This window comes from Bacillus sp. COPE52 (genome assembly GCF_003355115.1).
Lineage (GTDB): Bacteria > Bacillota > Bacilli > Bacillales > Bacillaceae_G > Bacillus_A > Bacillus_A toyonensis.
The window spans coordinates 3,367,023-3,390,599 of the sequence record NZ_CP031292.1 but is presented as its reverse complement, the minus strand read 5'-3'; the positions used below and the strand labels follow the sequence as shown (position 1 = coordinate 3,390,599).

Here is a 23,577-nt window from a genome sequence, read left to right as displayed (position 1 = left end):
CGGACTTTTTTATTAAAACTTCTCTAATACAATCTTCCCAATTGTACGTCCACTCTCAAGTAATGCATGTGCTTTCTTTAAGTTTTCAGCGTTAATTGGTGCTAATGTTTCATTTAAAGTGGTCTTTAAAATACCTTCATCTAATAATTCGCTCACTTTATTTAATAGTTCATGCTGCGTAATCATATCACCAGTTTCATACATCGGCTTTGTGAACATAAACTCCCAAACAAAGGTCGCACTTTTACTTTTTAGAATGCCCATTTCAAGAGGATGTTCATTTTCTACGATAGAGCAAATTTTACCTTGTGGTTTAATTACTTCACCTATACCATGCCAATGCTGATCTGTATTATTTAAGCAGAAAATATAATCTACATCGTTGAATCCAAGGCTTTGTAGTTGCTCTTTTAAAGGTTTATGATGGTTAATTGTATGGTCAGCTCCAAAGTTTTTCACCCATTCTATCGTTTCATCGCGAGACGCAGTTGCGATTACATTTAATCCAGCCCATTTCGCAAGCTGAATTGCGATTGAACCGACACCACCAGCTCCGCCGATAATTAAAATGTTTTTAAATGTATTTTCGCTTTTCTTAGCGTAATTAATGCCTAAACGCTCGAATAAACCTTCCCACGCCGTAATAGCTGTTAAAGGAATTGCGGCAGATTCAGTATCACTTAAAGTTTTAGGTTTTTTACCAACGATTCTTTCATCGACTAGGTGGTATTCACTATATGTACCTTGTCTCGTAATACTTCCAGCGTAAAACACTTCATCGCCCTCTTTAAATAACGTACAACCTTCGCCAGTTTGTACGACAACACCACTAGCATCCCAGCCAAGTATTTTCGCTACATCTTCTTTTTTATCTTTCGGGGAGCGAACTTTTGTATCAACTGGATTAACGGAAATCGCGTTAATTTTAACAAGCATATCTCTTCCTATAGCAACAGGTCTTTCAACTTCAATATCAATTAAACTGTTTTCTTCTTCAATAGGTAAGTATTCATGTAAACCAATTGCTTTCATTTGTAGTCCCTCCATTAAAGTAAGAATCATTTACTCCTTTATTATAGATGGTGAAATGCTGTTATGTAAAAAGTACATTTTTTTGTATGCTGGAATGAAAGAGTAGAAGGAGTTTATTTCTAAAAAGTAGAATTTTTTACTGTATTGTTTTATTCAAAACGAAATGTAAAGGTGGATACATAATGACGGTAAAGAAGCTTTATTTCGTGCCAGCTGGTCGTTGTATGTTAGATCATTCTTCTGTTAATAGTACGCTCACACCGGGGAATTTATTAAACTTACCAGTATGGTGTTATTTATTGGAGACAGAAGAAGGGCCAATTTTAGTAGATACAGGTATGCCAGAAAGTGCGGTTAATAATGAAAATTTATTTGACGGTACATTTGTTGAAGGGCAGATTTTACCGAAAATGACTGAAGAAGATAGGATCGTGAATATTTTAAAACGCGTTGGTTATGAGCCGGAAGACCTTCTTTATATTATTAGTTCTCACTTGCATTTTGATCATGCAGGGGGAAATGGTGCTTTTACAAATACACCGATTCTTGTGCAGCGTGCTGAATATGAGACGGCACAACATAGTGAAGAATATTTGAAAGAATGCATATTGCCGAATTTAAACTACAAAATCATTGAAGGGGATTATGAAGTCGTACCAGGTGTTCAATTATTGTATACGCCAGGACATACTCCAGGACATCAGTCACTATTCATTGAGACGGAAAACTCTGGCCCAGTGTTATTAACGATTGATGCATCGTATACGAAAGAGAATTTTGAAGATGAAGTGCCGTTCGCGGGGGTTGATTCGGAATTAGCTTTATCTTCAATTAAGCGTTTAAAAGAAATTGTTAGGAAAGAGAATCCAATTGTTTTCTTTGGACATGATATAGAACAGGAAAAGAGCTGTAAAGTGTTCCCGGAATATATATAGTGCAAAAAGTCATGAGCTTACGTGCTCATGACTTTTTTGTTTAAATAATTTTTTTAAATAAGTTATAAACCTTTTTTGAACTACCTTCATTTAATTGATAGTACGTAAGGTTTACATCATCAGGAGTATCTTGCCGAGCAATCATCACTTCGTTACTATGATGGTCAACTACCCATATGAAATATTTTTTATAAGTTCCATCTTCGAAAGTAATCCACATATCACAATCTATTAAATCTGATCCTTCTTCATCTAATGTTAATTTTCCTTTTTTGGCGGTATCCATACTGTTAATAAACGTTTTTACTTCATCTGTTTTTGTAAGAAAGATATCCTTTTTTGTTTTAATTGACTCGACATGTATATCTTTTATTTCCTGTTTTCCTAAAAAGACAGGGGGCTCATTTGGGTCCCTTTGAGTTGAAATGATAGTAGCTTTCTTCTTTGGTTTACTTGCTGTATAGAAATCTTGAATAGATTTTCCAAAGTTGAAAAACCATATGATTCCAAAAATAATCAATGCACTACCTAGCAATAAAATGATTTTCTTAATAGGGTATTCTCCTCTCTATTACTTCGTGTGAAGAGCTTTTCTATTAATATATGATAGGCAAGCGTAAAGTATTATAGTTGAACTTGGTTATGCTTCACAGTTTTTATAGGGCGATCAACGAGTAAATTGTAAGTAAGCCCAATTAATACGAAAATTCCACCGACCACTTTGCCGATTGATAGTTCATTTGATAGGAAGAAATCAATGATAGTGCCCGCAAATAATTGTCCAATAAAGATGAGTAACGTTAAATAAAATGCAGATATTTTAGGAGTAATATAGTTTGATAATGAAATGACGATAACGCCTACTAATCCGCCTAAGTATACAGCGATAGGAATGGATTGCAACGTATGAATTGGAATATAAAATGAATCTGAACTGAAAATTAAAAATAGAGCGGAGAAAAATAATCCAGTAATATAATTGAAAAAGGTACCTTCCCAATTGCCAATTTCCTTTGCTAAATTCGCGTTAATAATTCTAGCAACAACGATAGAAACACCAGCTAAAATAGCGATAGTAATATATAACATTTTCTTGCCTCCATTAATAAATTGTCATGATTATAATTCCGGAAGAGATGAAGCATAATCCAATTAGTTTTTTCTTTTCAAACTTTGCAACCTTCATTCCTAATAAACCGAAATGGTCAATAACGATGGAAGCAATAGATTGACCGAGTAAACTTAATGCGATCGTAATAGAGGCACCAAGGACGGAGAAACTTATATTATTAAAAAGAACAGTGAATACCCCAATCGCTCCAGCACTATATAAAAAAAGTGGAATGCTTTTATTAAAATGAATTTTATTTTTGTTTATGATTAAAATGAAGATAACTGCAATTAAACCGACAAGGTGAATGACAACGCTCGCTGTGTACTTGCCAATTAATTCAGATAAAATCCCGTTCAGTGGAAGCATAACGGCGATGAGCACACCAATAAAGACAGAAAGAAAGTTATACAATGTAATATCCCCTTTAATTTTCATATTTGTAATGACTGTATCATGCTAAAATTGTGTATTACTATGACATATGTCATAGTGGAAGAAGAAAATTTTGATTACAATGGGGATGAGTTGTAAAGGCGGGGGAACTATGAAGAAAGTATGTAATTCAATTAAATTAGCAGAGTATATGAAACAAAATAATATTGCCTCCTTTTTTAGTAATGATATGAAACCGTATATGGAACTTATATTTTTTAAAAAGAATGAGTTTATTTGTAGAGAAAATGAAGAGATAGATTATTTATATTTTTTTGTTGAAGGAAAAGCGAAAGCGTTTAATACGTTAAGTAACGGGAAATCTGTATTGTTATGCTTTTATGATAGTTTGCAGCTGCTAGGGGATGTTGAGTTAATTCATTCTCAAAAGACTGCTTCAAACGTACAAGTGATGGCAGATTCATATTGTGTTGGTTTGCCTTTAGGGAAAGTGAGAAATCAACTATTTTATGATGCGAAATTTTTACGATGTATTTGCGGATCGTTAGCACATAAGTTAAATCGACTTTCGAAAAATAGTACAATTAATTTACTATATCCACTTGAAAACAGACTTGCAAGTTACATGTTAGCAGCAGGGGAACGAGCAGTGCAGCACGGAAATCGAATTGTATTTAGTGGGAATTTAACGGAAACAGCTGAATTGTTAGGAACGAGTTATCGGCATTTATTGCGCACATTAAATATTTTTTGTGATAAAGAGGTTATAAAAAAGAACAATGGTTGTTTTGAAGTAGTGAATGTGGATGTATTGAGGGAATTGGCGGCAGATGTTTATAAGTAGGAGAGGATTATAAATGATTACACCTATATTTAGAGCTGTTGATGTTGAAAAAGCAAAGCTATTTTATTTGGATTTTTTAGGATTTAAAATGGATTGGGAACATCGTTATGAGGAACATATGCCATTATATATACAAATTTCGTTACATGATGCTGTAATGCATTTATCAGAACATCATGGAGATGCTTCGCCAGGCGGTGCGATTCGCGTCAAAATAGATAATGTAGAGGATTATCATTCTATATTATTGAATAAAGAATATGCTTATTCGAAGCCAAATATAGAAAAAACACCTTGGGATACAATCGAATTAACTGTAATTGATCCGTTTTCAAATAGAATCGTATTTTATGAGGAGAGATGGTAGAACCGGAAGGGATTAATATATAAATTTTTCAGAGATAGTGCAGTGTAATTACGTATTAAATAAATGGAATGAAGAGTAGTTCATAAAGTAGTGAACTGCTCTTTTTCATTTTGTTAAACAGATTGAATTATTGAAAAATAAATCGTATGATAAAACATATGAACAAATGAGCATATATTCATGTGAAATGAGAAGGAGGAAAAGGATGTTAGATGCAATTATCGTCGGAGCGGGTCAAGCTGGATTAACAATGGGATACTACTTGAAGCAAGAAGGATATAATTTTTTACTACTTGAGTCAGGAAATCGGATTGGTGATTCATGGAGAAATCGATATGATTCTTTGCAGCTCTTTACACCAAGGGAATATAGCAGTTTACCAGGGATGATATTAAAAGGAGAAAAGAATGAATTTCCACATAAAGATGAAATTACAATGTATTTAGAAGAATATGCACAGTATTTTCAACTACCGGTACAATTGCAAACGGAAGTTTTAAAAATAAGGAAAGAGAAAGAAATATTTGAATTACATACTTCTAAAGAAATATTACAATCAAAAAAAGTTATTATCGCATCAGGTGGTTTTCAGCAGCCATTCATTCCCTCATTTTCACAACATCTTTCATCGCATGTTTATCAAATACATTCATCACAATATAAATCACCATCACAAATCCCTAAGGGAAAAGTACTAGTAGTAGGTGGCGGGAATTCAGGAATGCAAATTGCAGTAGAACTGGCAAAGACTCATGAAGTTACAATGTCTATTAGTCATCCTTTAACGTATTTACCGTTACATCTTTTTAGAAAAAGTATTTTTAATTGGTTAGAAAAATTGGGTTTATTGTACGCCGAAGTAAATACAAAGAGGGGGAAATGGTTTCAAAAGAGAAAGGATCCCATTTTTGGATTTGAAGGTAAGGAACTCATTCGTAATGGAGCAATACAGCTACAGGAAAAAGTAGTAAGTGCATCAGAAAATAACATTATGTTTCAGAACGGTGGCACGTATAGTGCAGAAAGCATTATATGGTCAACAGGTTTTATTCAGAATTATAAATGGATTGAAATAGAAAGGGCAGTGAATGGGAATGGATGTCCTAATCATGTAAAGGGGATTAGTCCAGTAAGAGGATTGTATTATATCGGTTTACCATGGCAATCTCAAAGGGGTTCTGCACTTATTTGTGGTGTAGGAAAGGATGCAGCGTATTTGCTTTCTGAAATCAAAAAAATAGATCAGTAGCAGCAACTACTGATCATCCATATGTACATGAATTAGGAGAGGTCAAACATTTATTAACTTTATTATAATAGATTTTCATGGAATAAAAAACTGAAAATTCTTATTTTTTTGTTGAGAAAGTTTTTTTGTATCGAAATATATCAAAAAATAGGAATTTTCATTGGGAAGAAAAATGATATTTATATTTTAGTAAATTATGATATAGTCTACATTAGAGGAATTTCCATAAATATAATTATTTGTATGCTAATTATATTTATGTGAAGGAAGGAGAAGTAATTATGAAGTTTGATGATCAACGCCTACTAGGAGTCCGATTAGGTTCAATGCTCGTAACAGAGGAAAATCAATATTTAGTAATTAAGAAAAAAGATCATTATGCATTATTAAACATACATAATTTAGAATGTACTCATGTTGAAGTGCAACTAGAACATATTGAAGAAATGTTGCGTGAAGATTTTCAAGAAAGTATAACTGAAATTATCGCACCAGAACATATTAAAATTGTTGCGAAAAATGTTATATAAAGAAAGAAGCTGGAAGAAATAGCTTCTTTCTTTTCATTATAAGGATAATGTTTTTAAAACCTCGCCAATAATCCCTTCCATTTGATGAACACCTAAGTCAGAGTTTGTCATAATAACAGCACCATTACCTCGGTATGGATAGCATACCATCATACATTGAAATCCAACGCCCCATCCATATGAATAAACTTGTAAGTCTTCATTAGAATCATTTAGAAAAACACCTAACCCAGTCCAGTTTGAGCAACCTTGAGGTGAAATCATATCTTGTACTATTTTTTGAGAAAGTTTTAGTTTGCTATTTCCATGTAAGGAATGAATGAGTTCGATTACTAAATTTGATAAGTCAGTTGGTGTTGTCCAAACGCCTGAAGCTGCTGCGAATGGATAAAAGGGATACTTCTCATTTGTAACGGTGCCATCTTTATGATGCCCGCAAGCGAAAGCGTCGGTTTTATCTATGTTTTTGGGAGAGAAGAGTGTACTATCTTTCATTTGTAGTGGCTGGAAGATATGTTCTTCTAATAACTGAGTAAATGATTTCCCTGTAATATCTTCAAGTAGTAGCTCGATTATACAAAAGTTTGCGTCTGAGTAGTGAAATTCACTTTCTGGTTTATAAGTTGTTTCTATAGGTACTGGGCAATATAATGTTTTACCAGCAAGGAGTTCAGACATGCTTGGTAGTCCTTGTGCAAGTGTATACTGTTCAAAACTATTAGGGGGATCTATGATTCCAGATTGGTGGCTTAATAAGTTTCGTAACGTGACTTTTTTCTGTGAAGTAAATAGATTAGTAGGGATGTTCCAAGATGTGAGTCTATCATTTGCGTCTTCATCTAAATGTACTATGCCTTGATCACATAATTTTAGTGTGAGTATGCCGGTGATGAACTTGCTAATAGAACAAGAATTGAATATGGAATTCGTATTGACAGTTCTAGTTGTTCCAGATTCAAGTGTTCCAAAGGCAGTAGTTTCATCAAGTCTACCGTCACGTATAACGGCAAGGCTTAATCCTGCAACGGAATATTCGTTCATTCTCTCATATATATTGTTACTTTTTAAGTTCATAGTGACTCCTTTCTTTTAAAAGACAGAATATTGGTTTTATTATACAATAATAAATAGAGAGAAGGAGAGAAAAAGAAAACACTTCATCTTATATTGCTGAAGTGTTTTCTTATTTTAAGTTAATTCGAAGTAAATGCTCTAAAAAATTTATCTCGGTACATGTACATAAGCCATGAGGTTGTTATTAAGGAAATAATGATTTCTTTATTTTTAATTGGTGCATTGAAAACAAGCCAACCAACTATATCAAATGATAAATGTAGCACGATTGAAAGAACTACAAATTGCAATAACGTATTCAAAAATCTTTTCATAAAGTGTCCCCCTAAAATAATAGGTTTTATCAATAGTGTTGTATATTACCATTATACATTAAGTGTTTTTAGTGGTAAAATTTACATAAATTAGTGAAATAAAACAAATGAAAGCTAGTAAGGAGGAGCGTTTATGGAATTATGGTTGATTATACCGATAGCAGCCTTTGGATTCATTTATATCGTTGGAAAATTAAATAAAATCGAAAAGAAAACAGATACGCGTTTAAAGCGGATTGAAGATAGATTACAAGTAATTACGAAAGAAATGGGAATTGTAGAAAGAGAACATGAAATTAATAAAGAATTACGCCAGCTTGTGGAAGATGGAAAAACGATTACAGCAGTTAAGAGAGTGAGAGAGGCTTTTGGTTTTTCAATACTAGAAGCAAAGCAATATGTAGATAAATTATGAAAAAGATCATCCAATTGGATGATCTTTTTTTTAATGAATCATACGTGTATTTACATGAATTGCTATTATAAAGTGTCCAATTAGAATGATAGGAACAATGATTTTGACATTAGGAGTAGTGAAGACACTACCAATTGTAGCGATAACGCCAGCAAATAAATTATAAAGACCGACTATTTTTGATAGCTTCACTTTATCCAGCACGCGTCGTTCATTGAATCCTGATAAGAGCCAAGTGTATTGTTTTACCCCAATAAAATAAGCTAGTGCAAATGAAATGATTGCTAGTATAAATAATGATGGATACGCGAAGAGAGTCACCAGAAACACCTCCGTTAATGGACTATAAATAAATTATAGTATGAATGTTATAATTTAACAAAATACAGTTTTGATTTTAAGATTAATAGAAAAATGGCATTTGTGAAGAAGGGAGATTAAGTATGAATATTTCAGAATTTCAGAGATATGTAGCAAGTTTTAGTAAAGAAAAAGGGTTTCAACATACAACAATTGAAGAACGCACGATGTATGCAATGGCGGAATTAGGGAAATTAACAGAAGCTATTTTAAAGCGTGATAAAATACAAGAGTCGAAACGAGAAATCGGTTTAGAAATGTTTGATGTAATTTGGAATGTATGTGATTTAGCGAATAAATTAAATATTGATTTAGAGAAGGCGTTTGAAGAAAAAATGATGATTAATAAAAAATGTGAATGGTAAATAGAATTTTAATGCGTAAAGATGGGGGATATGGATGAAGAAGAAGTTTATTATAGGAGGAGTTTTTACCTTAATTAGTGTAATGGGTGTTGTCGCTTATTTAGTTTTTCAAGGTATATTCATTCCGAATCAATTCAGTGCGGACAAGTATGAGATAAAAGGTGTAGATGTCGCGTCTTATCAAGGAGAGGTAGATTGGAGAGAGTTAGAAAAGCAAAATATGAAGTTTGCGTTTATAAAGGCTACTGAAGGAAGTGCGTTTGTGGATGAGTACTTTTCGACAAATTGGAAGAATGCAAATAAGACAGGTATGCGCACCGGAGCGTATCATTTTTTTAGTTTTGATAGTAAAGGTGAAACGCAAGCAAAGCAATATATACGAACCGTTCCAAAACATAAACAAGCATTGCCACCGGTAATTGATGTTGAGTTTTATGCTCATAAAAAAGATAATCCACCTCAGCGTGAAGATGTTGAGAAAGAGTTGACAGCAGTGGTAAAAATGTTAGAAAAACATTATGACAAGAAAGTAATATTGTATGCGACTCAAGAGGCGTATGATTTGTACATAAAAGATGCATATCCTCAATGTGATATATGGATTCGTAGTGTTCTTACAAAACCGAGTTTATCGGATGAAAGAAATTGGATGTTTTGGCAATACACAAATCGTGGAAGGTTAAGAGGGTATAACGGGAAAGTAAAGTATATTGATTTGAATGTATTTTATGGGAATGAGGAAGAATTTAAGAATTATGGAATGAAAGATTAAGTTTTGAAGCGTACAGAATGTTGTATGCTTTTTTATTCATTACATGAAAAATATGTAAGAAAAGATGGAACAAACATTTGAGATGAAATGTCTAATATAGGTAATAACTATTTAGTTTGAAAGAAAGGGTGGAGGAAATGAAAAAGACTACATTATTAAAAGTAGGGGTATGTGTAAGTTTACTAGGGTTAACTCAATTTGTTAGCACAATTTCTTCTGTGAAAGCGGAACAAAAGCTAGAGCAAAAAGTAATAAAAAATGAGACAGGAACCATTTCAATTTCTCAGTTAAATAAAAATGTATGGGTTCATACGGAGTTAGGTTATTTTAACGGAGAAGCAGTTCCTTCAAACGGTCTAGTTCTTACTACTTCTAAAGGATTAGTACTTGTCGATTCTTCGTGGGATGATAAGTTAACGAAGGAACTAATAGAAATGGTAGAAAAGAAATTTCAGAAGCGCGTAACGGATGTCATTATTACACATGCGCACGCTGATCGAATTGGCGGAATAAGAACGTTGAAAGAAAGAGGGATTAAAGCGCATAGTACAGCATTAACCGCGGAACTAGCAAAGAAAAATGGATACGATGAGCCGCTTGGAGACTTGCAAACAATTACGAATAAGAAGTTTGGAAATATGAAAGTAGAAACGTTCTATCCGGGGAAAGGTCATACAGAAGATAACATCGTTGTATGGTTACCACAATATAAAATTTTAGCTGGAGGCTGTTTAGTGAAATCTGCTGAAGCGAAAGATTTAGGGAATGTTGCTGATGCGTATGTAAATGAATGGTCCACATCGATTGAAAATGTGCTGAAGCGATATGGAAATATGAATGTAGTACTACCTGGACATGGTGAAGTAGGGGACAAAGGATTGCTTTTACATACACTGGATTTGTTGAAATAAGGAACAAAGAATAAAATAATGATGAAGCTTATTGTAGATGTAAGGAATTTTTGGAAGAAAAAAGAGAGGAGAAATAATTTTCTCCTCTCTTTCTCCTAACTATATTTAAATGCTGAATCTGTCGATTACGCCAGCATATATTACTGAGATTTTAATTCCAAGTATACAAATACTAGTACCGTCATAATTGCTATAACAACATAAGTAGCATCAAGCATTATAAGTGTTTTTAAAGTTTCAGTCATCCTAATTCACCCCTGCTATAAAAATATAACATGATCTTTTTATCAATCAGATAAGAGATCATAAAGATAAAATGTACATGAAATTTCTTAAGTAGTTTCTATATAAATATATCATATAAATAATGTAAATAATGTAAAGATAGTGTAAATGTATTGTAAAGAAAGAAAGAGGTTGCTCATAATGTCTATAAATCTTTTTAGTTGTATATACTATGTATTTCTCGTGTGCCATGTAGGAAACAGTTATAACATGTGAAAAATAAATTTACTTTGACAAATCAATCACGATGGTAGATGTTATTACATTTTCCTCTAATACATCTACCTGTACTTGTTCATCGTTGCTCCAATTGATATTGAAGTTCTCTGTCGTATACATTTCCTTAAGAGTGACCTCTTTATATTTTTCTAAAATGCTCCCCCTTTTCCCATAATAGATTCTTACAGTTGAACTGGGGCTTGGTCCTTTTGATTTTATTGTTTCTCTAAACTCGATAATATTTATTAGATTTGGAGATTCACTTTTTTGAAAGGTAAAGGAACTGACCACTTTTTGTACCTTCTTAAAAACAGAACCATTGGATTTATTTGATATGTTAAATTCCACAACTTCAGGTACTGTTTCTTTTCCACGTAGCGTTATCGTTGCTTCATAATCGTTTTTCCAATCTACGGAAACGTTTGAGAAATCGAGACGTTCCCCGTCATTTGCAATATTTGTGTCAAAATGTTCCCATAAGCCGTATTTAATTCTGACAGGAAAGGAACCATGAGAAGAGTCTGAATCTATTTTTACTACTTTAATCGTATTTATACTATTTGGAGAATGACTTTTTTTAAGTGTAACGTCGTATAAATACAAAAGGTAAGAAAAACAGCCTACTACTAAAATAATTGGAATTACAATACGTAAGGCAGTAATTGGACGGCCTCGTTTCCTTTTTTTCTTAGTGCTTTTACTATCTTGTTCAAGGTCTTTTTTAATACTCGTTTGAACTGTTACTTTTGGCGGACGAATAAACCACCAAATGAAAGCTATAAGTAGTAAGAAAAGAGGTATTCCTTGAATAAAGAGAAATCCTTTCCAAAAATCAAGTCTAGTACTATATGGAGAATCTGTTGCCATCACCCCTATAAAAAGTGCCACTGGACTTGCAAGTATATTTATCCCTAAACCGATCATTACGAATGAAAGATTTTTATTCCTAATTTTTCGTGACCCAGCCATAATAAACAGAAATATTGCAATACCGAGTATAAGAAACAGTATTCCATAATAAAACATCATATATACCATATTATCCCTCCATAACTTTAATTGTACCATTAGTAAAGGGAATTTTGTGAAACATTGGATAAATATGGTATTTGTATCCCTTAAAAGGATGTCTATATATTATGTTAATAAATGATTATTCCTATGTATTAATATAAGAAGGCAGTAAAAATATTATGTCAATAATATGAACTGTCACAAATTTTCATATATTATTGTGATTGATATCACATCCTTTTATCTCACTGGGTATTATGCTTAGGTTGTAAGGAATGATTGGGAGAGGGTGGGATGATAATGTTTTGTTATCAATGTGAACAAACGCCAACAGGCGGATGTAAAGTAATAGGTGTTTGCGGTAAAAATGAAACAATTGCAAGTTTACAAGATACGATTGTGTTTGGACTAAAAGGAATTGCGGCTTATCGTACGCATGCTGCTCAGCTAGGGTATACAGATGCATTTGTAGATGCTACAACGCAAGAAGCGTTATATATGACATTAACAAATTCTAATTTTAATGAACAAGAACATATTGATATGGCTATGAAAGTTGGGAAATCAGCTTTACGAGTAATGGAGTTATTAGATGAGGCACATACGAATCACTTTGGTGTTCCAGAGCCTGTTCAAATTACTCAAAATCATGTAGAAGGTAAGGCAATTGTAGTTACTGGTCATAATTTATTTGCATTAGAGGAATTATTAAAGCAAACAGAAGGAAAAGAAATTAATATTTATACGCATTCTGAAATGCTACCAGCACACGGTTATCCACAATTGAAAAAATATAAACATTTAAAAGGAAATATTGGTAAGGCTTGGTATGATCAACGACGTCTTTTTGAAAAATTTACTGGTGCTATATTGGCTACAACGAACTGTGTTATGCCGATTAAAGGATCTTACTCTGACCGATTCTTTTCATATGATATTGCAGGACTAGAGGGCGTACAAAAAATTGAAAATGATGATTTTACACCATTGATTCAAAAAGCGCTAGAACTTCCAGAAGTACATATGGAGTCGGATGAGCAGTTAGTAACAGGTTTTCATCATAATACAGTATTATCATTAGCTCCAGAAATTATTGAGGCAGTAAAGGAAGGAAAAATAAAGCGTTTCTTTGTCATTGCAGGTTGTGATGCTCCAGGAAAAGGCGGAGAATATTATCGTGAATTAGCAACGTCACTGCCCCCAGAAACGGTTATTTTAACAACTTCTTGTGGGAAATTCCGCTTTAATGATGTAAATTACGGTGTTGTACCTGGTACGGAGATTCCGCGTTATATTGATTTAGGACAATGCAATAATTCAATTTCTACAGTGAAAATAGCGGCCGCTTTAGCAGATGCTTTTCAATGTGAAGTGAATGAATTACCAGTGAGTATTGTCCTATCATGGTTTGAACAAAAAGCGGTTGCCATTTTACTTGGGCTATTTAGTCTTGGCATTCAAGATATTCGCATCGGTCCAAAAGCGCCTGAATTTATTTCACCTGGTGTGCTTGATGTATTACAAGAAACATTTGGTTTAAAACTAATTACAACTGCAGCAGAAGATATGGCTATGATGTTATCGTAACGAAAAGATGTTGTACATGTAGTAGTGGCTTTATAAAGAATTTGTATGTATTCAAAAACTAATTTATTAGATGCACAGGTACAATAGTAGAAGAACAAAAAATAATCCGTCTTATGAATAAGGAGAGCCATCCATATTCACTAACTTCGAAATATTATAGCGCCCCAAAATAAAAAGTGTAGATTTTTTGTTTTGGGGTATTTTCTTTTCTTAGCTGGATAGGTATGTGGAGGGGCTTCTTCAGAAAGAAAATAGGTTGTATCCAATAGGTAATAGTGGATTTTAGAAAAATTTTGAAAATCAGTTGACATCCGCCATTACTAAGTCATACAATGTAGTTGTAATAAGTAATACTGAATAGTGTTGTTTCTCAAAACGTATTCAGTAAACAATAGGTAATAGCGGATTTTAGAAAAATTTTGAAAATCAGTTGACATCCACTGCTACTTAGTCATACAATGTAGTTGTAATAAGTAATACTGAATAGTATGATTTCACAAAAGCTATTCAGTGAAAAATTCGTCTTAGTACTCTGTGATACTGAATATAAGTCAGACAGAATAGGGGGTAGAGGAGGATCATAATATGGAAAATTTAACTGAAATGCTGAAAGGTTCGTTGGAAGGATGTGTGCTGGAAATCATTAGCCGCCGTGAAACGTATGGCTATGAGATTACTCGTCATCTGAATGATCTTGGGTTTACCGAAGTCGTGGAAGGAACGGTTTATACTATCCTTGTACGATTAGAGAAGAAAAAGCTTGTGAATATTGAAAAGAAACCGTCAGATATGGGGCCACCCCGTAAGTTTTATTCACTTAATGATGCTGGCCGCCAGGAGCTTGAATTGTTTTGGGAAAAATGGGATTTTGTATCATCAAAAATTAACGTCTTGAAGTCAAACTAGCCTCATAAAATAAGTTATTGCGTCTAACGTTTTTGGAGTTTCTTGTTCTGCTTTATAAAAAAAGGAGGAAAAATAATATGATGGAAATGTTCAAAAAATTAATTGGTGATAAAAAAGAGTACAGAATGATGATGGCACGGGTTGGAGCCTTACCGGAGGATTACCAATTTGTGTTTAAGAAAATTCAAAACTACATGTGGAATTTCTCAGCGGGTAACGGGATGGATATGCTGCACATTCAGTATGAATTAATCGATTTGTTTGAAGCTGGTGCGGCGGAAGGTAGACAAGTGCTTGAAATCACTGGCGAGGACGTGGCATCTTTTGCTGACGAATTAGTGGCAAACGCTAAAACGTATGTCTCTAAGTATCGTGAAGATTTGAACGAGAGTATCATGAAGCAATTGAGAAAAAAATAAATGCAATAGGTAATACCGACTGATTAGCTGGTTACAAATGTGAATTGCCACCATCGCTATTCAGTTATATTTTTAACTAGGTACTAAGTGTTACTGAATAGAGGGGTGTATGCAACTTATGTGTGAAAAACATTTTTTAAAAGGAGGAAAAAATATGAGCAATGCAGCGATTTCTGTAAAAGAGTTAAAAAAATCTTTTAAAGACAAGGAGGTGTTAAAGGGCGTGGATTTTGAGGTGCAGCGTGGCGAAATTTTTGCACTACTGGGCTCAAATGGAGCTGGCAAGACGACGACGGTCAATATCCTCTCGACGTTAATGAAGCAAGATAGTGGCGAAGTAAGTATTGGCGGTTTTGACGTCCAACGTCAACCAGACCATGTTCGCCAAAGCATCAGTCTCACAGGACAGTTCGCAGCTTTAGACGGTATGCTCACCGGGCGAGAAAACTTAATGATGATTGCCGATTTGCGTGGAGTATCAAATCCCGCTCAAGTCGCTGACGATTTGCTTGCAAGATTCAGCCTGACTGATGCAGCTAACCAGAGGGCTGACCAGTATTCGGGAGGGATGAAGCGCCGACTTGATATCGCCATGAGTTTGATTGGGACGCCAGCAGTCATTTTTCTTGATGAACCAACGACAGGGCTGGATCCTGAAGCACGGATTGAAGTGTGGGATACCGTCAAGGAACTTGCTGGTGGTGGCACAACGATCTTGCTTACGACTCAGTACTTGGAGGAAGCAGAACAACTGGCGGACCGTATCGCTATTTTGCATGGCGGAAAAATTATTACGACTGGTACTCTTACTGAATTAAAAGAGATGTTTCCGCCAGCAAAAGTAGAGTATATAGAGAAGCAACCGACATTGGAAGAAATTTTCCTTGCGATCATTGGAAAAAAGGAGGAGATGTAAATGAAAAGCAAAACAGGGGTTTTATTAGGACGGTTAATGCGAAACATTATGCGTAGTCCAGATACGATTATTACGGTAGCGATTACACCGATTATGATGATGCTGTTATTTGTTTACGTATTTGGTGGTGCCATACAGACAGGAACGGATAACTACGTCAATTATTTATTACCGGGAATTTTGTTGATGGCTATCGCATCTGGTGTCGCTTACACTTCCGTACGATTGTTTACGGATGTAAAGAGCGGATTGATGGCACGTTTCATTACTATGCCCATCAAGCGTTCATCGGTATTATGGGCTCATGTATTGACTTCACTTGTTGCAAATGTGATTACTATCGTGGTGGTTATCCTTGTTGCACTTTTAATGGGGTTCCGTTCCAACGCTAACATGCTAGATTGGCTCGCGGTTGCTGGGATACTCGGAATGTTTACGCTTGCGCTAACATGGCTTGCCGTTATTCCAGGGCTGACAGCGAAGTCTATGGAAGGGGCGACGGCCTACTCGTACCCGCTAATTTTTCTACCATTTATTAGTTCTGCCTTTGTTCCTACTGAAACGATGCCAAAAATTGTTCGTGCGTTTGCTGAGAAGCAGCCTGTAACTTCAATCGTGAATGCGATTCGTGCTCTCTTATATGAAGGATCTGTTGGCAACGATATTTGGATTGCCCTTGCTTGGTGCGTGGGAATCATGGTTATTGCTTACTTCTTCGCTAGTAAAGCATTTAAACGTCAGTTTGGATAAGTACCGAGGTAACTAAATCATCCGGAATAATATATATTTAGAAAAGCACGGGAAGACTTTCCGTGCTTTCATTATTTGTCATGTTTTTAAGGTAACAGTTGTCGATATAATACCTTTACTGTATACAATAATTGGGTGCAATTCTGGAATAAGAATTGTGCTTTTATTTTTATATGGGAGCATGTAATGAAAATAGGATTTTAAAAAAGCGATGTAATGAGTTTTAACTGTTCAATGTTTATGGGAAGTATAAGCATAATCTCTCTTGTAAACCTGCTAACACGTCTTCAGGCATTTCCTTAATTTTGATATCCTTACCTAGGAAAAGTAGCCAATTCGTTATTTCTGTTAATTCATCGAGACTGTTAACATTGATAAAAGTTTTTAAAATGGCTGTAGATTGGTAAGGATTTGTATAAGAAATTGAAATTTTGAAAGGATGGTATTTTTTGAACTGGGCAATCGCTTTTGGACCAAGTTCAAGTACAAGGTTGATTGCTTCGTCCTTCTTACTTAGTTTTTCTAAAATCTTTTTCTTACTTAATCTCTTTTTCGTCGTATAGGGTTCGATATTAATAAGATGATCGACAAGAAACATCTTCTTTTTTTCTTCTTTTATGTCAAAGCCTTCAATTATCCAATGGCTTTTTTCTTGATAAAGGTGTAGTAAATAAATTGGATAAGATTTGATTTCCTCCTTTTCATTGATAGTAATCAATAAATGGCTATCCGAAAGAAGGATTTGGATGAGTTTTTCTAACATAGGATGGGGAAGGTCAGAAAGCTCAAGTAAATCGGGGTTATGAGGATTAGTTCCTCCAAAAAGTAAGATTTGATTTAAAAGAACAAGGTCGTCCTGCTGGGTTTCTGAGATAAGTCCCAGTAGTTTTTCAGCTAAAGACTGACGACTCTTTAGATAAGGAAGTTGTTGATTTCTTGTGGCCATAAAGGCAATAAAAAGAGCTTTCACTTCATTATCAGTAAAGCGAACGACGGGCAGGATAGAGTTATGCATAACAAAATATCCTCCAGTCCTGCCAACTTCAGCGACAAGTGGCATCCCCATAGCTTCAATTTCTCTAATGTCTCTAATAGCTGTTGACCGAGAGATGTTAAATTCTTGTATAATTTCAGAAATAGTAAAGTGGGAGCGGTTGTTAATATAGCGCATGATCGTATTAATCCGTTCAACTTTTTTCATTTTTGTCTCCTAAACAGTATCATTTTTTGACATGATTTAAAGATATTATAAACTTATCAGATGAAAAGATAAATCGTTTGATTAATAAAAAAAGAGGAAGGTTTTGAATATGAAAAATTATACGTTAGAAGAGAAAGATAGCTTTATCGTTTTAGGTATTGGAACTGAAATTAAGAGTGAATACACCGACTTTGCTGGAATAAATAAAGAAAAGGAAGACTTTTGGTCGGCCGTTAAAGAAGATGGAAGGCTGGACAATTTAAAAGCTTTAGCTACAAATGATTACATTTTTTCCGTGAGCGAAGCTGTGAATAATAAGATGATGTATTATGCTGGTGTCATGACAGAAGAACAAATACAAGAAGAATGTAGAGTGATCCAGTTTCCTAAGGGGGCATACGTAGTAGTTAAAGGAGAAGGTAAGACGGCTGAGGAGCTAAGTAATAAACTTACTGGTATTGCTTTTGGTCAAGTGTTACTAGAAGCAAAGGATTTTGCCTATGTTGGTGGACCAAATACAACGGTCGAGATGGGGCAGCGAAATGGTTTAGTATTTGGTGAAATATGGATTCCGGTTGTTAGGAAGTAAAGAGATAAAAGGAGAGATGAAATTGTCCTATAACGTTGATTTTAAAAATGTAACTACAGTTGGTTTAGAGTCTTCACCTATGTCAGAAGCGCTTGCTGGATTACGTGCTCATGAAGCCCGTTACTTTATGAATAAATACAAGCATGAGTTTATAGTTGTACCAGCTAGTGAAAGCAAGGAGACTCTTGATTATGTGAACCGCGTTTTGAAAGAAGAACGCGATATTGAGTTTGCGGCGAAACCTTTAGAAACTTCATGTTTTCAAGTGGAAAATATTCAATTTACCTACGTCTTTTATGAGGATGGTCTTGGGATCAACGTCATGTATACATTGGATAACCCGAAAAAGCGGGCTGTTGGATTTAAGCTTTCTGATGGAATGGAAGTACCAACGGAATTAGCAGAGAAGTTTAAGTTTGCTAGGCAGAAGTCTAAATTAGCTGGAACAATTCGAGGTTCGTTTTTTGTAATAAAAGGAGAATATATTGTAAGTTGAAGAATCTAGTCGTTTGATGTATTTTAATAGGCACGAGTATGGAAAGTAGGGGCTAACGATCTTGAGTTGTTAGCTTTTTTTGTTACCGATAATAGTGCGTAAAGTTAATCTTTTCTCCCCTCAATCATGATAAAATGTACAATAGGAAATTTTATGTAACGTAAAGGGGGAAGATTCATGGTCAGCTTTAGTACTTTGCTAGCTTTTGCACTTGTTTCACTTAGCATGGTTTGTTCACCTGGTCCTAATATGATTTATCTCATCTCTCGTTCCATTACGCAAGGACGTATGGCAGGATTTATTTCTCTCTTGGGCATTATGCTCGGATTTGTAATTTATATAATCGCAACAATGTTTGGACTTACAGTTCTTTTCCTTGCTGTTCCTGCTGTCTATGAAGCAGTAAAGTGGGCAGGTGCCGCTTATTTACTTTGGCTAGCTTGGAATTCGATTAAACCTGGTGCTACATCTATTATGGAACCTCGTACTATTTCTAATGAACCACCACGGAAATTATTTCTAATGGGACTCATGACCAATCTTCTGAATCCAAAGATTGCAATTTTGTATGTATCACTGCTACCTCAATTTGAAGATCCTGAGAAAGGATCGTTGCTTCTACAAGGTGCAGTTTTGGGCCTTACGCAAATTACTATTAGCTTTATCGTCAACCTCCTAATTGTATTTACAGCAAGTAAAGTTGCCAAATGGTTTGGCACACGCCCAACGTGGTTACGAGTGCAACGTTGGCTTATGGCAAGCGTCTTGACAGGTCTTGCTGTACGTCTTGCTTTTGAACGTCGACAGTAAGAGCCTCTTTACCTTCAGTTTCTATAATATAACCTAATAAATGTTAATATACGTTATATATAAAAGATATTTATCTTATAAAATAAGGGGGATATTATGACTGAGACAACTGAATCTTCAGGAGTCAATTTGAAAAAAGATGTGAAATTTTCTATTATAATTCCTGCACATAATGAAGAAAAGTATATTAGAAAATGTTTAGATTCAATTGCAACGGCATCAGAGGCATATAAAGATCAAATGGAAGTCATAGTTGTTTTAAATCGTTGTACAGATAAAACAGAGGAAATAGCAAAATCTTATAACTGTATTACATTAAAAAATAACGATAAAAACTTATCTAAAATTCGAAATGCAGGGGCTAAAATAGCTAGTGGAGAAATAATCGTTACTATAGACGCTGATACGATAATGACAGAGTCTATGTTGTCTAATGTAGATAAATATTTAGCTTCAGGTAAATACATTGGTGGTGGGGTGAATGGGAAGTTTGAAAGAATATCTTTAGGAATATTTCTCTCTGCAATGTTAATAATAATCCCCTTACTTTTTAAGTACGGAGCTATATCTGTAGGGATTTTTTGGTGCTATAAAAAAGACTTTATGGCAATCAACGGATTTAATGAAAACATGCTTATGGCAGAAGATGCAGATTTCGCTAAACGTTTAAAAGAGTGGGGAAAGCGAAATAATAAGAAATTCGGTACTATTAAAAATGGAATGATAACTTCATGCAGAAGATTTGATACATATGGAGATTGGGCCTTACTTAAAAACCCAAAAGTAATATTAGCTTATCTAAAAGGAAATGATAGAAAATCTGCAGATAAGACATATTATGATAATCAAGAAAGGTAACGCTTGAGAAAATCGGTAGGAAATAGTGAGAACAGTTGGTTGTCTAATATATAATGAGAGCACAACTGAATTTAATAGATACTACAAAAAAACCATCAATTTGATTAGCTCTTCTTCAAATTAATGGTTTTTATTTTTGAAATTAATATCTATTTTTTATAAAAAATATTTTTTGACCCCCATAAAACTATGTATTCCTCCGAATATATATAGTGAAAAAATAAATAGAAGAAAAATCACTATAAAAGAATATCAGAGTATTAATAAAAATTACTAGATTAAGTTGAGCATCTGAAATAAAAGGATGAAATTACCAATGATATACAGAAGAGTTATTTAAGGATTGCAGATAAAATAGAAAAAGAATAAGCAAAACGAACGGTAGAAAATAAGAAAGTAGATAAAAATACAAACTTAACTTTAGTGCCGAGAGAAAACGTTGGGAAAAGTTAGACTCGAAAAATATAACTAACAGCAAGAAGACAAGACCAAAGAAAAGTACTAATAAAATTTGGTTAAATGGTCACTTGTTTAGTGGCCATTTTGCTATTTGAAGGAGGCTGGGAGATTACAAGTGTTGAGTTTAGTAATGAAGATCTTAAGAAAACCGAAAATAGAAGATGTCGTATGTAACATACAAAACAACGAAGGAGATAAAGAAGCGTTTATCGTACAGTATCAGCCTTTTATTAGAAAATCAATCTCGTCTGTCTGCCGCCGATATATTACAGAACAGGATGATGAATATAGCATTGGATTGTTTGCATTTAACGAAGCAATTGAACAGTATTCATATACAAAAGGAAAATCCTTTTTAGCGTTTGCTGATCTTCTTATAAAAAGAGATGTAATTGACTATATACGCAAGGAGTCTAAACATAATCTTGTCTTTTTAAAAGAAGATAAGCAAGAGGAAATGTTAGAAATGCAAGTGTCGCTTACGGAGTATATGAAAGAGATGGAAAATAGTAACCGTAAGGAGGAAATTCTTCATTTTCAAAATGTGCTAGCTGAGTTTAAAATCACATTTTCAGAGCTTGCTAAAGAATCTCCTAAGCATCGTGATACGCGTGAACAATTAATAGAAATAGTAAAGATAATTATAAAAGACGAGGAAATGATGGAAGAGCTGTTCCGAAAGAAAAAGCTACCGCTTAAACATATTGAACCGCGTGTTAGGGTAAGTCGTAAAACGTTAGAGAGGCATAGAAAATATATCATTGCAATGTGTATTATCTTTGCAAACAACTATACATACATTCTTGATTATATAAGAGGAGGGAAGCATGATGAATAAAGGAATTGTAATGGATATAAAAAAACATAGCGTAGTTGTTTTAACACAAAATGGAGAGTTTATTACGTGTAAAAGAAAAGAGAATTCTTACATGGTTGGGGAGGAAATCTCATTTGATGAGCAAGAGCAAAGAGCATCGCGTTTTTCGATGCCTTCTTTCTTAAAGCCTGCATCATTACTTGTTGCTTGTTTTCTATGCGCGTTGTTATTTTTCTACAACCAACCGGAAGAAAAAGTATTTGCTTATGTCTCAGTTGATATAAATCCAAGTTTAGAGGTGAGTGTAACAAAGGATCTTCGTGTTATAGATTTGCAAGCTTGTAATGATGATGGAAGGCGTATTTTAAAAGAAATAAAACGGTGGGAAAATAAACAGTTGCAAGACGTAATACGTACTATTATAAAGCAAAGTCAAGAAGATAAGTATTTAACGAATGATAAACAAGTGATGCTAACAGCTGTTACAAAAGATAAGGCGTTACAACCACAGTTAGAAAAGGAAATGAAGGAATTAAAGAAAGAATATGAAATAAAACATGTTACAGTCGTATATCAAAGCAGTACGTTGGAAGTGCGAGAGAATGCTAGGAAAGCAGGAATTGGCACAGGTGTCTATATAAAGCAAGAGGAAGAGAAGAAAAAAGCGCTTACTCCACCTGCCTTGCCGTCTAATCAAGTGGAAAACGAAGAAGAGGTGCAATCGCAGCCAAAGTCATCTCCTGATGCATCAGCGGACTTGTCTTCTGTAAAAGAAAAAAAATACGAGAAGCCAGAGCAGAAAGAACAAAAGAAAACCGAGGAACAGCCATCGAAGCAAATAAAAGAAAGTAATGGTAGAGGATCTCAGCAAGAAAATAATGGAAATCAACAAGAGAATAACGGAAGAGGGTCTCAACAAGGAAATAATGGGAATCAGCAAGGGAACAACGGAAGAGGGTCTCAACAAGGAAATAATGGGAATCAACAAGGGAATAACGGAAGAGGGTCTCAACAAGGAAATAATGGAAATCAACAAGAGAATAACGGAAGAGGGTCTCAACAAGGAAATAATGAAAATCAGCAAGGGAACAACGGAAGATGGTCTCAACAAGGAAATAATGGAAATCAGCAAGGGAATAACGGAAGAGGGTCTCAACAAGGAAATAATGGGAATCAGCAAGGGAACAACGGAAGAGGGTCTCAACAAGGAAATAATGGGAATCAACAAGGGAATAACGGAAGAGGGTCTCAACAAGGAAATAATGGAAATCAACAAGAGAATAACGGAAGAGGGTCTCAACAAGGAAATAATGAAAATCAGCAAGGGAACAACGGAAGAGGGTCTCAACAAGGAAATAATGGGAATCAGCAAGGGAACAACGGAAGAGGGTCTCAACAAGGAAATAATGAAAATCAGCAAGGGAACAACGGAAGAGGGTCTCAACAAGGAAATAATGAAAATCAGCAAGGGAACAACGGAAGAGGGTCTCAGCAAGAAAATAGAGGACATCAGTAAGGGAATGAAAAGAAGAATCCATAAAAAATGGAAGTGAGAGATTTATTTCAAAGCTAAAAG

29 protein-coding genes are annotated in these 23,577 nt (G+C 34.5%); 20 read left to right on the top strand and 9 right to left on the bottom strand.

The genetic code is table 11. The features are described 5' to 3' along the window. Positions 1–12: 12 nt before the first annotated feature. On the bottom strand, positions 13–1,032 hold the full coding sequence (locus DPQ31_RS17060; RefSeq protein ID WP_208730776.1) for a zinc-binding alcohol dehydrogenase family protein: 1,020 nt from the start codon (positions 1,030–1,032) through the stop codon (positions 13–15). A gap of 182 nt (positions 1,033–1,214) precedes the next feature. Between DPQ31_RS17060 and aiiA the strand changes: the two genes are divergently transcribed. Further along, positions 1,215–1,967 carry a quorum-quenching N-acyl homoserine lactonase AiiA gene (gene aiiA, locus DPQ31_RS17055; protein ID WP_000216615.1) on the top strand — a complete coding sequence of 251 codons (753 nt, stop codon included), beginning with the start codon at positions 1,215–1,217 and terminating at the stop codon, positions 1,965–1,967. 40 nt (positions 1,968–2,007) lie between these two features. Here the strand turns inward: aiiA and DPQ31_RS17050 are convergent, their stop codons facing one another. The 3 genes from DPQ31_RS17050 to DPQ31_RS17040 all read right to left on the bottom strand — a co-directional run bounded on the left by DPQ31_RS17050 (position 2,008) and on the right by DPQ31_RS17040 (position 3,516). Then, the gene (locus DPQ31_RS17050; protein WP_140158559.1) at positions 2,008–2,502 is read right to left on the bottom strand and encodes a hypothetical protein; all 495 of its coding nucleotides are present in this window, start codon (positions 2,500–2,502) and stop codon (positions 2,008–2,010) included. Between the two features lie 89 nt (positions 2,503–2,591). Beyond that, a complete protein-coding gene (locus DPQ31_RS17045) occupies positions 2,592–3,056 on the bottom strand; it encodes a DMT family transporter (protein WP_000965809.1) in 465 nt (154 codons plus the stop codon). 13 nt (positions 3,057–3,069) lie between these two features. Beyond that, positions 3,070–3,516: a DMT family transporter gene (locus DPQ31_RS17040; RefSeq protein WP_002155830.1), complete on the bottom strand. Its 447-nt coding sequence runs from the start codon at positions 3,514–3,516 to the stop codon at positions 3,070–3,072. A 109-nt stretch (positions 3,517–3,625) separates the two neighbouring features. On the opposite strand from DPQ31_RS17040, the gene DPQ31_RS17035 reads away from it, so the two are divergent. The 4 genes from DPQ31_RS17035 to DPQ31_RS17020 all read left to right on the top strand — a co-directional run bounded on the left by DPQ31_RS17035 (position 3,626) and on the right by DPQ31_RS17020 (position 6,464). Beyond that, positions 3,626–4,318 carry a cyclic nucleotide-binding domain-containing protein gene (locus DPQ31_RS17035; RefSeq protein WP_208730775.1) on the top strand — a complete coding sequence of 231 codons (693 nt, stop codon included), beginning with the start codon at positions 3,626–3,628 and terminating at the stop codon, positions 4,316–4,318. A 13-nt stretch (positions 4,319–4,331) separates the two neighbouring features. Beyond that, positions 4,332–4,685, top strand: coding sequence for a glyoxalase superfamily protein (locus DPQ31_RS17030; protein ID WP_208730774.1), 354 nt, complete (start codon positions 4,332–4,334; stop codon positions 4,683–4,685). Between the two features lie 205 nt (positions 4,686–4,890). Further along, on the top strand, positions 4,891–5,934 hold the full coding sequence (locus DPQ31_RS17025; protein ID WP_087970291.1) for a flavin-containing monooxygenase: 1,044 nt from the start codon (positions 4,891–4,893) through the stop codon (positions 5,932–5,934). A 281-nt stretch (positions 5,935–6,215) separates the two neighbouring features. After that, positions 6,216–6,464 (top strand): hypothetical protein, encoded by a 249-nt coding sequence (locus DPQ31_RS17020; protein WP_000666941.1) that lies wholly within the window; start codon positions 6,216–6,218, stop codon positions 6,462–6,464. A 36-nt stretch (positions 6,465–6,500) separates the two neighbouring features. Here the strand turns inward: DPQ31_RS17020 and DPQ31_RS17015 are convergent, their stop codons facing one another. Beyond that, a complete protein-coding gene (locus DPQ31_RS17015) occupies positions 6,501–7,538 on the bottom strand; it encodes a serine hydrolase domain-containing protein (protein ID WP_208730773.1) in 1,038 nt (345 codons plus the stop codon). Between the two features lie 119 nt (positions 7,539–7,657). After that, positions 7,658–7,852 (bottom strand): hypothetical protein, encoded by a 195-nt coding sequence (locus tag DPQ31_RS17010; RefSeq protein WP_208730772.1) that lies wholly within the window; start codon positions 7,850–7,852, stop codon positions 7,658–7,660. Between the two features lie 133 nt (positions 7,853–7,985). Here DPQ31_RS17010 and DPQ31_RS17005 point away from each other — a divergent pair, with 133 nt between their 5' ends. After that, on the top strand, positions 7,986–8,267 hold the full coding sequence (locus DPQ31_RS17005; protein WP_208730771.1) for a hypothetical protein: 282 nt from the start codon (positions 7,986–7,988) through the stop codon (positions 8,265–8,267). Positions 8,268–8,297: 30 nt separating this feature from the next. Here DPQ31_RS17005 and DPQ31_RS17000 read toward each other — a convergent pair whose 3' ends face one another. Next, positions 8,298–8,588 carry a DUF3784 domain-containing protein gene (locus DPQ31_RS17000; RefSeq protein ID WP_208730770.1) on the bottom strand — a complete coding sequence of 97 codons (291 nt, stop codon included), beginning with the start codon at positions 8,586–8,588 and terminating at the stop codon, positions 8,298–8,300. Positions 8,589–8,710: 122 nt separating this feature from the next. Here DPQ31_RS17000 and DPQ31_RS16995 point away from each other — a divergent pair, with 122 nt between their 5' ends. From DPQ31_RS16995 to bla2, 3 genes are all read left to right on the top strand, one after another. After that, positions 8,711–8,992: a MazG nucleotide pyrophosphohydrolase domain-containing protein gene (locus DPQ31_RS16995; protein WP_208730769.1), complete on the top strand. Its 282-nt coding sequence runs from the start codon at positions 8,711–8,713 to the stop codon at positions 8,990–8,992. Between the two features lie 34 nt (positions 8,993–9,026). After that, positions 9,027–9,764, top strand: coding sequence for a glycoside hydrolase family 25 protein (locus tag DPQ31_RS16990; protein WP_208730768.1), 738 nt, complete (start codon positions 9,027–9,029; stop codon positions 9,762–9,764). A 137-nt stretch (positions 9,765–9,901) separates the two neighbouring features. Beyond that, on the top strand, positions 9,902–10,675 hold the full coding sequence (bla2, locus tag DPQ31_RS16985; RefSeq protein WP_208730767.1) for a BcII family subclass B1 metallo-beta-lactamase: 774 nt from the start codon (positions 9,902–9,904) through the stop codon (positions 10,673–10,675). 510 nt (positions 10,676–11,185) lie between these two features. Here bla2 and DPQ31_RS16980 read toward each other — a convergent pair. Next, a complete protein-coding gene (locus tag DPQ31_RS16980) occupies positions 11,186–12,217 on the bottom strand; it encodes a hypothetical protein (protein ID WP_208730766.1) in 1,032 nt (343 codons plus the stop codon). A gap of 276 nt (positions 12,218–12,493) precedes the next feature. Between DPQ31_RS16980 and hcp the strand changes: the two genes are divergently transcribed. The 5 genes from hcp to DPQ31_RS16955 all read left to right on the top strand — a co-directional run bounded on the left by hcp (position 12,494) and on the right by DPQ31_RS16955 (position 16,771). Then, the gene (gene hcp / locus DPQ31_RS16975) at positions 12,494–13,780 is read left to right on the top strand and encodes a hydroxylamine reductase (protein WP_097959795.1); all 1,287 of its coding nucleotides are present in this window, start codon (positions 12,494–12,496) and stop codon (positions 13,778–13,780) included. 585 nt (positions 13,781–14,365) lie between these two features. Continuing rightward, positions 14,366–14,686 (top strand): PadR family transcriptional regulator, encoded by a 321-nt coding sequence (locus DPQ31_RS16970; protein WP_000429482.1) that lies wholly within the window; start codon positions 14,366–14,368, stop codon positions 14,684–14,686. Between the two features lie 77 nt (positions 14,687–14,763). Continuing rightward, positions 14,764–15,105, top strand: a complete 342-nt coding sequence (locus tag DPQ31_RS16965; RefSeq protein WP_000970406.1) for a DUF1048 domain-containing protein — start codon at positions 14,764–14,766, stop codon at positions 15,103–15,105. Positions 15,106–15,259: 154 nt separating this feature from the next. Beyond that, positions 15,260–16,021, top strand: coding sequence for an ABC transporter ATP-binding protein (locus DPQ31_RS16960; protein WP_097959796.1), 762 nt, complete (start codon positions 15,260–15,262; stop codon positions 16,019–16,021). After that, a complete protein-coding gene (locus tag DPQ31_RS16955; protein WP_208730765.1) occupies positions 16,022–16,771 on the top strand; it encodes an ABC transporter permease in 750 nt (249 codons plus the stop codon). Positions 16,772–17,009: 238 nt separating this feature from the next. On the opposite strand, the gene DPQ31_RS16950 is transcribed toward DPQ31_RS16955, so the two are convergent. Then, positions 17,010–17,972, bottom strand: coding sequence for a helix-turn-helix transcriptional regulator (locus tag DPQ31_RS16950; protein WP_097879023.1), 963 nt, complete (start codon positions 17,970–17,972; stop codon positions 17,010–17,012). 109 nt (positions 17,973–18,081) lie between these two features. Between DPQ31_RS16950 and DPQ31_RS16945 the strand changes: the two genes are divergently transcribed. The 6 genes from DPQ31_RS16945 to DPQ31_RS16920 all read left to right on the top strand — a co-directional run bounded on the left by DPQ31_RS16945 (position 18,082) and on the right by DPQ31_RS16920 (position 23,517). Further along, entirely contained in the window at positions 18,082–18,561 is a 480-nt protein-coding gene (locus DPQ31_RS16945) for a GyrI-like domain-containing protein (protein WP_000801055.1), read from the top strand. Further along, positions 18,548–19,057, top strand: a complete 510-nt coding sequence (locus DPQ31_RS16940) for a DUF8821 family protein (RefSeq protein ID WP_097959798.1) — start codon at positions 18,548–18,550, stop codon at positions 19,055–19,057. The genes DPQ31_RS16945 and DPQ31_RS16940 overlap by 14 nt, the downstream gene beginning before the upstream one ends. 177 nt (positions 19,058–19,234) lie before the next feature. Continuing rightward, entirely contained in the window at positions 19,235–19,867 is a 633-nt protein-coding gene (locus tag DPQ31_RS16935; RefSeq protein ID WP_087970305.1) for a LysE family translocator, read from the top strand. Positions 19,868–19,963: 96 nt separating this feature from the next. Further along, a complete protein-coding gene (locus DPQ31_RS16930) occupies positions 19,964–20,725 on the top strand; it encodes a glycosyltransferase (protein ID WP_087970306.1) in 762 nt (253 codons plus the stop codon). A gap of 574 nt (positions 20,726–21,299) precedes the next feature. Beyond that, a complete protein-coding gene (sigI, locus tag DPQ31_RS16925) occupies positions 21,300–22,022 on the top strand; it encodes an RNA polymerase sigma factor SigI (RefSeq protein ID WP_087970307.1) in 723 nt (240 codons plus the stop codon). Further along, positions 22,012–23,517, top strand: coding sequence for an anti-sigma factor domain-containing protein (locus tag DPQ31_RS16920; RefSeq protein ID WP_208730764.1), 1,506 nt, complete (start codon positions 22,012–22,014; stop codon positions 23,515–23,517). The genes sigI and DPQ31_RS16920 overlap by 11 nt, the downstream gene beginning before the upstream one ends. The last annotated feature ends 60 nt before the right edge of the window (positions 23,518–23,577 follow it).